The following is a 10700-nucleotide window of genomic DNA, read 5'->3' as shown; positions in this document are numbered from 1 at the left end:
GCTTTGACGCTGACGGCCTTGCCAACGGCCGTATCGTCGATCCCGGTGCGCCTGGCTTAATCACACTGAACCAACTTCAGCTCAGTCAAGCTCAACTCGCTCAGGTCAGTCCTAGAAATGCCGATACGCTCAGCTTTAACGTCCGCTTCTCCGACTCCGTCAAGCAAGTCGATGTCAGCGATTTCAAACTCAATTTCACTGGAAATGCACAAGGTCAGATTCAGTTCGTCGAAAAAATCTACGACAACCTGTATCGCGTCCAAGTCAATCAGTTAGGCGGCGATGGCAGTGTTGCGTTGAGCTTAAATCAGGCTGCGAATAATATCGTCAACTTGACCGGAACCAGTATCACGCAAGCGGACATCAGTGCGCCGCACATACTCGAGAGTCACATTGCCAATCGATCCAATAGCGAAAAAATCGCAGCCCTTTATACGCTGATGTATCACCGCGCGCCTGACTACAGCGGCTTGCAATACTGGCTCAGTGAAATGGAACATGGCAAAACCATGACCGATATCGCTCGGGCTTTTGCAGGACATTCTCGTTTCCTCAGTGACTATGCTAGTTTGAGTAATCAACAATTTGTTGAAGTCATGTACAAAGAGGGTTTAGGCAATCAAGGTGACAGCACAGGCGTCGCATATTGGACGGGTAAAATCAATCAAGGCCAATCGCGTCCCGATATGCTTGCCGAGTTTGCCTTAGCAACCATCACCGCCGATTTAGTTTCGGCGAAAAAATCTCAAGCCTTGAGTGATGCAGATTATTGGGCTGCGAGTGTGCGTCAGAATGCATTGCTCAATCGTGTCGATCTAGGTTTAGAGTTCGCGATGAAATTTGGTAGTGCGAGCGATCCTCGTGAGGCTTCCGACCTTGATGTCGCTTACCATGCGGCTAAACTGTTATTGACCAAGGTCGATGCGTCGGATGACAGTTTGGAGGCAGCTTTATTGAGTCTACAGACCGCCAATTCCGTTTCACAAGTTGCAGCACTCATGCACTCCTCACCGCAAGTCGAATTGGTTGGGATGCATCTGGTGACAGACTTACTTTAAGTTTTGTGATTGAGATAAAAAAAACCTGTCGCGAGACAGGTTTTTTTGTTTGTAGATCTTAAACTAAGGGCAAGCTTGGGAGAGAGTTTAGTCCCGCTCAAACAAATTGCCCAAACCACCTAAGACAGATCCCTCTTCACCACCTCGGCTGCCGCCCATTTTGGAAGCGCCAACGATGCGGTTTGCCATTCTCGCTAACGGTAAAGATTGGAGCCAAACACGACCAGGTCCGCGCAAAGTCGTGAAGAAAATACCCTCGCCGCCAAATAGCGCTGTTTTAACACCACCAACAAACTGAATGTCGTAGTCCACATTACTAGTGAAGGCAACCACACAACCTGTGTCGACACGCAGGGTTTCGCCGGGTTGTAGATCTTTGGCGATGAGTGCCCCACCTGCATGAACGAAAGCCAAGCCGTCACCCTCTAGCTTCTGTAGAATGAATCCTTCACCACCAAAGAATCCCGCACCCAAACGTTTCTGAAAAGCGATACCGAGCGAAACACCTTTCGCAGCACAGAGGAACGCGTCCTTCTGACACAACAAAGTACCGCCTAATTGATCAAGATGCATAGGAATAATCCGACCAGGATAAGGTGCACCGAAGGCAACTTTGCGCTTACCAGATCCTTGGTTGGTATAGACCGTGGTAAACAAAGACTCGCCCGTCAACAGCCTTTTTCCGGCACCCATCAAGGAGCCCAAAAGCCCCCCCTGCGACGCTGCACCATCACCAAAAATGGTCTCCATCTGGATCTGATCTTCCATGTAAAACATGGACCCAGCTTCGCCCACGACGGCTTCACGCGGATCTAATTCGATCTCGACAAACTGCATGTCATCGCCAAAAATCTGATAATCAATTACGTCCATTGCCATGTTGATACCCTCTGTATGATTATAGGAATGTTCCATTGACCAGCATCTTACTTGCCACGTCACGGAGACTGAGCAGCATTTTAACCAGATTAATTTTGATGAAGGACAAAATAATCCGGTAAAAATTTTTTAGGAATACCGAACACCAATACACATACCAAAGTCTTGCTGATCGACGAATCTCATGCAATCCTTTTGGCGGCTATCGCGTTACCTGCACGACTAACCGCTTTGCGTCCTAGGTGTTGAGAAATGAATTGGCCCGCATCGACCACTTGATTGAGATCGATACAAGTGTCGACACCGAGTCCTTGCATCATAAACAGCACATCCTCGGTAGCGACATTGCCAGTCGCACCTTTAGCATACGGACAGCCGCCGAGACCGGCAACAGAAGAGTGGAAAATGCTGACGCCAACTTCCATGCTGGCGTAAATATTCGCCAAGGCCTGTCCGTAAGTATCGTGAAAGTGGCCGGAGATTTGCGCGATTGGAAATTCCTGCGCAACGCGTTGCATCACGGCTTGTACATGACGTGGCGTACCGACGCCTATCGTATCGGCAATGTCGATTTCATCGCAGCCAAGATCGCGCATCAACTTCACCACATCAGCGACTTGTTCAGGAGTGACTTCGCCTTGATACGGACAACCAAATGCGCAACTGATACTCCCGCGCAATCGAATCCTATGCTGTTTCGCCGCCGCTGCCACATCGCGGAAACGCTCTATCGATTCCGCAATCGAACAATTGATATTTTTTTGCGCAAAGGCTTCGGAGGCAGAACTAAAGATCACCACTTCGTCCGCACCGGCAGCCAATGCTGCTTCAAAGCCTTTCATATTCGGCGTCAACGCAGAATAAATCACGCCTGCCTTGCGCTGTATTCCCGCCATCACCTCGGTTGAGGTCGCCATTTGCGGCACCCATTTCGGTGAGACAAAAGAAGCTGCTTCGATATTCACGAAACCTGCTTTAGTCAAACGATCAACGAGTTCAATTTTCACTTCTGCGGAGATCGTTTCTTTCTCGTTTTGCAGTCCGTCACGCGGGCCGACTTCGACGATTTTGACTTGCTTAGGTAGACTCGGTTGTTGATTCAATGCGGTATTCAGTTGCGTATTCATTTTCAATATCCTTTACTTTGATCCACCACACCAACCACCGATTCACCACGCTGCAAGGCAGCGATCTTATTCGCAATTTGCTGCGCGCTCTCGTCACGTACGGTTAATGCGGAAATATGCGGCGTGATGTGGATACGTTTTTCACTCCAGAATGGATGTGCTGTTGGCAATGGCTCTTCGCGGAACACATCGAGTGTCGCGCCAGCAATGTGGCCTTGCTGAATCAGTGATAATAAGTCTTCTTCAACAATGTGTGCGCCACGTGCGACGTTCACAATATAAGCGCCCTGCTTCAACTTCGCCATCTTGGTTTTATCCATTAGATTTGCTGTCTCTTTAGTCAGCGGCAAAATCAACACCAAGACTTTGGTTTGACTTAAAAAAGCATCCAAGCCTTCATCGCCATGAAAACACTGCACACCGGCAATCTGTTTTGGGGAGCGACTCCAACCAAGCAAAGGGAAGCCGAAGCTACGTAGACCATCAATGATGCAATTGCCTAAAACGCCAAGACCTAAAATGCCAATACTAAAATCCGCTTTATCATGTTGCGGCAAAGCGCGCCATTGCTTGTCTGCTTGCAAGCTATCGTATTCATCAAAACGACGGAAATGACGCAGCACTGCGTGGCTGACATATTCAGCCATCTGTACACCCATGCCCGCATCATCGACGCGAATCAAAGGCACGCCTTGCGGCAAGGCATCACCTAATTGCAAGATCGCATCAACACCAGCGCCAAGATTGAAGATCGCGTTCAAATCGGCACGTCCACGCAGCATGGCAGCAGGCGGTTTCCAAACTAGCGCATAATCGGCTGGCGCGTTATCGCCCTCTTCCCAAATACGAATATTGGCATCGGGCAGATAGCGGTGAAAAGCGTTTAACCAAACGTCGGGATTCGCACCTGCTGCGTAATAGATTATGTTCATTTTTCTGATCTACCAATTTAAAAAATCATTTGAACGATCAAGTCAAATTGTAGTGGGGGTGCAACCAGCCTCTCTCCCGCTTGCGGAAGATGGGTTCTAAAATTTTCACTACTTGAAATTTAGCAACGGCGCGCCTTCCGTAACCTGATCACCCACCGCGTACAAGACTTCTTCGACCACGCCGTCGTGCGGTGCGGAAATGGTGTGCTCCATCTTCATCGCTTCCATGATCAAGAGCGCATCGCCTTTCTTCACTTCTTGACCGTTCTTCACCACCACTTCGACGATCTTGCCTGGCATCGGTGCGGTTAAACGACCGCCTTCTGCTTCGGCTTCGCCCGCATGTGCCATCACATCGTTGTAATGCAAATCGTAGTGCGTGCCTTGGCTAAATACGTGGAAATGTTCGCCATCGCGTACTACCGTGCCTTTCACGGTTTGCTCTGCGATAGCTAACACGACATCGTCACCACTGCGCGACACTAAGCGCACAGTTTCGCTTTCGCCATTTGCTGCGATGACCCATGCGTCTTGGGTGTAGGTCACTTGCACTGCATGCGTTTGATGTTCTTCAGCGAATTGCAATCCACGTTGCATGTAGCTATTCATGCGCCAGCCTTGACTACTTTGCCATGGATCTGCGCCTGTCGATTTTTCTGACTGCAACAAGGACACCGCAGCCAAAGACAAGATTGCTAAATTGGCCGGAGCTGGCGTAGGAAATAAGGCGGCTTGATTGCGTTCGATCAAGCCCGTATCTAAATCCGCCGTTGAGAAAGCTTGACTGGTAATGAGGCGCGATAAAAATGCGATATTCGAATTCAAGCCAACAATCTGATATTGCGCCAAAGCTTGTGCCATGCGCGCCAAGGCTTCGGTTCTGTCCTTGCCCCACACGATCATCTTCGCAATCATCGGGTCGTAGAAAGGTGAAATCGTGTCGCCTTCGCGTACGCCACTATCAATCCTAAACGCAGCGGGATCTGGTGAACCACCGAGTTCAAAATTCACAGCGCTCGGCGTACGTGCGTGGCGCAAAGTACCGATCGATGGCAAGAAACCTTTTTCTGGATTTTCTGCATACACACGCGCTTCAATTGCGTGGCCATGAATCTGCAATTGCGACTGTTGCAAAGGTAATTCTTCTCCCGCTGCGACACGTAACTGCCACTCTACCAAATCAGTGCCTGTGATCATTTCGGTCACTGGATGTTCCACCTGCAAACGCGTGTTCATTTCCATGAAATAGAAAGAACCATCTTGGTTGGCGATGAATTCGACCGTACCAGCACCAACATAACCCACCGCTTTTGCTGCGGCGACTGCTGCTTCACCCATCGCGGCTCGACGTTCCGCTGTCATGCCTGGCGCTGGGGCTTCTTCCAATACTTTTTGATGACGACGTTGTACTGAACAATCACGCTCAAATAGATAAACACAATTGCCATGCGTATCCGCGAACACTTGGATCTCAATGTGGCGAGGACGTTGCAAATATTTTTCAGCAAGCACTTTATCATCGCCAAAGGAATTGATCGCTTCGCGCTTGCAAGATGCCAAGCCATCTTTAAAGTCCTTGCTGTGCTCAATCACACGCATGCCTTTACCACCGCCACCAGCACTGGCTTTCAACAACACAGGGTAGCCGATGCGATCCGCTTCGTTTTGCAAGAAATCAGGATCTTGGTTGTCGCCGTGATAGCCGGGCACCAAAGGTACGTTGGCCTTTTCCATCAAAGACTTGGCGGCAGACTTACTGCCCATCGCTTCAATCGCTGACGCTGGTGGTCCAATGAAAGCGATACCCGCTTTCGCACAGGCATTCGCGAACTCACTATTCTCAGACAAGAAGCCGTAGCCCGGATGGATCGCTTGCGCACCCGTTGCCAATGCGACTTCGATAATCTTATCGGCACGCAGATAGCTTTCTTTCGCTGGCGCTGGGCCAATCAAGACCGCTTCATCGCACACGGCCACATGTTTAGCATTGGCATCCGCTTCGGAGTACACCGCAACAGTCTTAATGCCCATGCGACGGGCTGTCGCGGCAACACGGCAAGCAATTTCGCCACGATTGGCGATAAGGATTTTGCTAAACATGATTTTTGTCTTTCTATCGTCGTTTTCTTTATTAAGTATTTTCTTGCTGAATTTCACTGAATTTCACTGACTGTCGCAGAGAAATGCGCGCCTGGTTTAACTACAATTTCCTGCTTTTTTCTCCACCACACCACGCGTTTTCAAACCCAATTTTTCCAACAAGACTTTGTCGTCTTCGGCTTCTGGATTATCTGTCGTCAACAATTTATCGCCGTAGAAAATCGAATTCGCGCCAGCCAAGAAACACATCGCTTGTACTGCTTCGCCCATTTGACGACGACCGGCAGATAAACGCACGCGCGCTTTCGGCATGGTGATACGTGCTACGGCGATGGTGCGTACGAATTCCAATGGATCGAGTGGATCAAGACCATGCAAAGGAGTGCCTTCAACTTGCACCAAATGATTCACTGGCACTGACTCCGGGTAAGGATTTAAGTTTGCTAATTGCGCGATCAAACCAGCACGTTGACGACGTGTTTCGCCCATACCGACGATACCGCCACAGCAGACTTTAAGGCCTGCTGTACGCACGTGGCCTAAGGTATCCAAACGATCTTGGTAATCACGCGTCGAAATCACGTTGTTGTAGAACTCAGGTGCGGTGTCGAGATTGTGGTTGTAGTAATCGAGGCCAGCGTCTTTCAAACGCTGCGCTTGCTCTTCTTTGAGCATCCCTAAAGTAGCGCAGGTTTCTAAGCCCATCGCCTTCACTTCACGCACCATGGTTTCGACTTTTTCCATGTCGCGATCTTTAGGTGAACGCCATGCGGCACCCATACAGAAACGGGTCGCGCCGCTTTCACGTGCCGCTTTGGCTGCATTCAAAACTTCGCGCACATCCATCATCTTTTTGGCTTCAACACCCGTGTCGTAACGCGCAGCTTGTGGGCAGTAGCCACAATCTTCTTCGCAGCCACCGGTTTTGATCGACAACAAGGTTGCCAATTCGACGTCGCCATTCGGGAAATTCTCACGATGCAAAACTTGCGCCTTGAAGAGCAAATCATTGAACGGCAGATCGAACAATGCCATGACGTCTTCTACAGGCCAAGTCTCCGCCGTAATCGGCTTGACTGGCGTTTGAAACGTGACTGGCTGCGTATTTTCTACCTTACTTTCATGACCGACTGTTTGATCCATCATTGATTCCATGATCTCTTCCTTACTTCAATAAATTCAAATCTAAATACTGACTCGCTTGCGCAACCTGATCGGCAGCTAAGCGCGGCACTACACCTAAACATGGCGCGCCGAGACGCTGCCGTAATGCTTCTACATTCTCATCAAAAAACCGCATTTCCGTATCAACCGTGTTGGCCACCCATGCCGCCAAACGCAAACCACTCGCGCGAATCGCTTGTGCTGTGAGCATTGCATGGTTAATACAACCCAAACGCATACCGACCACCAAAATCACCGGCAAGCCCAAGCGCCGTGCCAGATCGACGGTACTCGTATCGTCATTGAGCGGCACACAAAATCCACCTACGCCTTCCACCAAAACCACATCCGCGAGGCCTTGCGCTTGTTGATAGCAGTGCTGAATATGCTGCACATCCATCTTCACATTTTCTAACTGCGCCACAATATGCGGTGCCGCTGGTGTACGCATCAAATAAGGCACCACAATTTCCTGTGGCGCTTTCACGCTCGATGCAGCGACCAAACTATCGACATCTTCGTTATGCAAAACACCGTCGATCTCATCCGCACCCGAAGCGATGGGCTTCATCCCTAGCGTCGATTTTCCTTGCTGCGTGAAAGCGCGCAACAAGGCGGACGTCGTAAAAGTCTTACCGATCTCGGTATCAGTGCCTGTGATGAAATAATCGTTTGTTCTGTTTTGCATTTGTATCGTTTTATTCTTCCAAACCATTCACAGCATCAATCAACAAAGCCAAATCTTCCGCGGTATGCGCGGCCGACAAAGTAATGCGCAAACGCGCTGTTCCTACTGGCACGGTTGGAGGTCGTATCGCTGGCACCCAAAATCCTTGTTCGTACAGAGTTGCTGCTGATTTCAAACTTTCCGCGTTATCACCGATCACAATCGGTTGCACCGCTGTATCAGATGGCATTAAAGTCCAGCGTTTAAGTTTCAAATCGCGGCGCAATTGCGTAATCAAAGTTTGCAATTGGGCACGGCGCGCATGTCCTTCTTCGCCTTGGATAATATCTAAACTCGTCAACAAGGCATGCGCCAAAGCCGGCGGTGCAGCCGTCGTATAAATATAAGGACGCGCCTTGTTGACCAACCATTCGATCACATCGGCATGTGCAGCCACGAAAGCGCCGCCGACTCCAGCCGATTTGCCTAAAGTTCCCATGTAGACCAGGTTAGGCGAACGTAAATTGAAGTGCTCTAACACACCACGTCCATTCACACCCAATGTCCCAAAACCGTGAGCATCGTCGATCACTAACCAAGCATTAAATGCTTCGCACAGAGCGAGCAATTCCGGCACAGGAGCCAAGTTGCCATCCATACTAAAGACACTATCGCTGACGACGATTTTCGTCGCCGCTGACGACGCTTGCAGCATGCTACGCAAAGTCGTGACATCACCATGCGGATACACCTGCAACTTTGCGCGCGACAATTTAGCGCCATCGATCAAAGACGCATGGTTGAGCGATTCGGAAAATAATTCTGTCTCTTTACCAGACACCGCAGCCAAGCCGGCCAACACGGCAAGATTCGCCATATAGCCTGTGCAAAAATACAGCGCCTTAGCATCCACCAAATGCGGCGCGACAAATTCAGCTAGACGCTCTTCGAGCACAGCGTGAGCGCGACTATGGCCGCTAATCAAATGCGAAGCACCGCTACCAACACCATATAAGTCCGCACCTTCTTGCAACGCGGCGATAATTTTTGGATGTGCTGCCAGGCCAAGATAATCATTACTACAAAACGCCAGCATATCGCGGCCATCAACTTTGACACGCGGCGCACTCGGGCTCTCGGCATGACGACGACGTCGACGCAAACTCTTGCTGTCTAAGATTGCTAATTGGTTTTGAATTTGATCGAGCAAAATCATGCAGCTTCTCCCATCACGTGATTGAAGACTTTCAGCATGCGCTCACCCACCAAACTCACTTCTTCTGGATTTAAAATATACGGCGGCATCAAATACACGGTGTTACCAATCGGGCGCAACAATAATTCTTCTTGCAAGGCTTGGGTAAAGAAACGGCGAGAGAATGTTTTTGCAGCTGGAGCATTCGCGTCATCAAACACAGCGTCGAAAGCCCACATCATGCCTTGCTGACGAAAATGCTTCACTTGCTGATGTTGTGCGAGTGGCTGTAAAGCCTGAGTAATGCTGGCAGCCTTCACGCGATTTTGCGCCAACACATCATCAGTCTCGAAAATTTCCAAGGTCGCCAGTGCGGCGCGGCAAGCCAAGGGATTGCCAGTATAAGAATGTGAATGCAAGAAGCCACGACGCACATCGCTATCGTAAAAGCCTTGATAGATCGCTTCGCGCGTCATCACCAAAGACAGCGGCAAATAGCCACCACTAATCCCTTTGGATAAGCAGACAAAATCAGGCCAGATTTGCGCATTTTCGCAAGCGAAGAAAGTTCCCGTTCGACCGCAACCGACCGCGATTTCATCCGCAATCAAATGCACTTGGTATTGATCGCACAAGGCGCGCACTAAACGCAAGTATTCAGGATCGTGCATGGCAAAGCCTGTCGCGCATTGCACTAAAGGTTCTAAAATCACCGCCGCAATTTTGCCTGCACGTTCTTGCAAGCAGCGTTCCATATCAGCCGCTGCACGGCGTGCAATATCGATCGCTGTTTCACCTTCTTGCGCCTGACGCGCATCTGGCGAAGCAACCACGTGGGCGTTGCGTATCATGGGGCCATAAGCATCGCGGAATAAAGCCACATCGGTCACCGCCAGCGCGCCTATAGTCTCACCGTGGTAACTACCTTTCAAGCAGATGAATTCTTGTTTCTCGGTTTGACCTTGATTGCGCCAAAAATGGAAACTCATCTTCAAGGCGATTTCGGTCGCCGATGCGCCATCTGATGCATAAAAAGAATGGCCAAGTACGCCGCCAGTTAAAGCCGATAATTTTTCAGATAAGCGAATCACAGGCTCATGCGTGAAACCTGCCAACATCGCATGTTCTAATTGATCAAGTTGATCTTTGAGCGCTGTGTTGATACGTGGATTCGCGTGGCCGAACAAATTCACCCACCATGAACTTATCCCATCAAGGTAACGTTTGCCTTCCATATCGACCAGCCAGGCGCCACGGCCATGACTCACCGGAATCAAAGGCATAGTCTCGTGGTGCTGCATTTGCGTGCACGGATGCCAGACGCTTTGCAGACTACGTTTTACCCAGTCGGATGTGCTAGCTGATGTATTCACTGCGTTCAAATTTGTTCCTGATTTCTTCAAAACCAACTTCTCTCGTTTGCATCAAACTTCTTACTTCTATGTCTTGCTGTCTTACCGGAATGCGCCGGTATTCATGCCCTGCATTTTTTGTAGGGCGGCTGCAACCCGCGCTATTGCTCTACGACTAGGCGGCGCGGGTTGCACCCGCCCTACGAATTTGCTCTTAGTCCCCTCT

Annotated in this window: 9 protein-coding genes; 1 reads left to right on the top strand and 8 read right to left on the bottom strand. The window is 49.8% G+C overall.

Annotated elements, in window-relative coordinates; genetic code table 11:
- Positions 1-1058: DUF4214 domain-containing protein (locus tag KDM90_RS16490; RefSeq protein ID WP_212676726.1), on the top strand; the 1058-nt coding region annotated here is incomplete at its 5' end.
- 87 nt (positions 1059-1145) lie between these two features.
- Here the strand turns inward: KDM90_RS16490 and KDM90_RS16485 are convergent.
- The 8 genes from KDM90_RS16485 to bioA all read right to left on the bottom strand — a co-directional run bounded on the left by KDM90_RS16485 (position 1146) and on the right by bioA (position 10495).
- Positions 1146-1937 (bottom strand): TIGR00266 family protein, encoded by a 792-nt coding sequence (locus KDM90_RS16485; RefSeq protein WP_212676744.1) that lies wholly within the window; start codon positions 1935-1937, stop codon positions 1146-1148.
- A gap of 182 nt (positions 1938-2119) precedes the next feature.
- Complete coding sequence (locus KDM90_RS16480) at positions 2120-3064, bottom strand: hydroxymethylglutaryl-CoA lyase (RefSeq protein WP_212676725.1); 945 nt, start codon at positions 3062-3064, stop codon at positions 2120-2122.
- 2 nt (positions 3065-3066) lie between these two features.
- Positions 3067-3996: a 2-hydroxyacid dehydrogenase gene (locus KDM90_RS16475; protein ID WP_212676724.1), complete on the bottom strand. Its 930-nt coding sequence runs from the start codon at positions 3994-3996 to the stop codon at positions 3067-3069.
- A 108-nt stretch (positions 3997-4104) separates the two neighbouring features.
- Positions 4105-6096 (bottom strand): acetyl/propionyl/methylcrotonyl-CoA carboxylase subunit alpha, encoded by a 1992-nt coding sequence (locus tag KDM90_RS16470; protein WP_212676723.1) that lies wholly within the window; start codon positions 6094-6096, stop codon positions 4105-4107.
- Between the two features lie 96 nt (positions 6097-6192).
- Positions 6193-7242: a biotin synthase BioB gene (bioB, locus tag KDM90_RS16465; protein WP_230409862.1), complete on the bottom strand. Its 1050-nt coding sequence runs from the start codon at positions 7240-7242 to the stop codon at positions 6193-6195.
- 19 nt (positions 7243-7261) lie between these two features.
- Positions 7262-7948 (bottom strand): dethiobiotin synthase, encoded by a 687-nt coding sequence (gene bioD, locus KDM90_RS16460; protein WP_212676722.1) that lies wholly within the window; start codon positions 7946-7948, stop codon positions 7262-7264.
- 10 nt (positions 7949-7958) lie between these two features.
- Positions 7959-9143, bottom strand: coding sequence for an 8-amino-7-oxononanoate synthase (gene bioF, locus KDM90_RS16455; protein WP_212676721.1), 1185 nt, complete (start codon positions 9141-9143; stop codon positions 7959-7961).
- A complete protein-coding gene (bioA, locus tag KDM90_RS16450; RefSeq protein ID WP_212676720.1) occupies positions 9140-10495 on the bottom strand; it encodes an adenosylmethionine--8-amino-7-oxononanoate transaminase in 1356 nt (451 codons plus the stop codon). Before bioA ends, bioF begins: the two co-directional genes overlap by 4 nt.
- Positions 10496-10700 lie beyond the last annotated feature (205 nt).

This window comes from Affinundibacterium fentianense (assembly GCF_018139545.1).
GTDB lineage: Bacteria > Pseudomonadota > Gammaproteobacteria > Burkholderiales > Burkholderiaceae_D > Undibacterium > Undibacterium fentianense.
The sequence above is the reverse complement of the archived record's forward strand: the minus strand, read 5'-3'. Positions and strand labels throughout refer to the sequence as shown.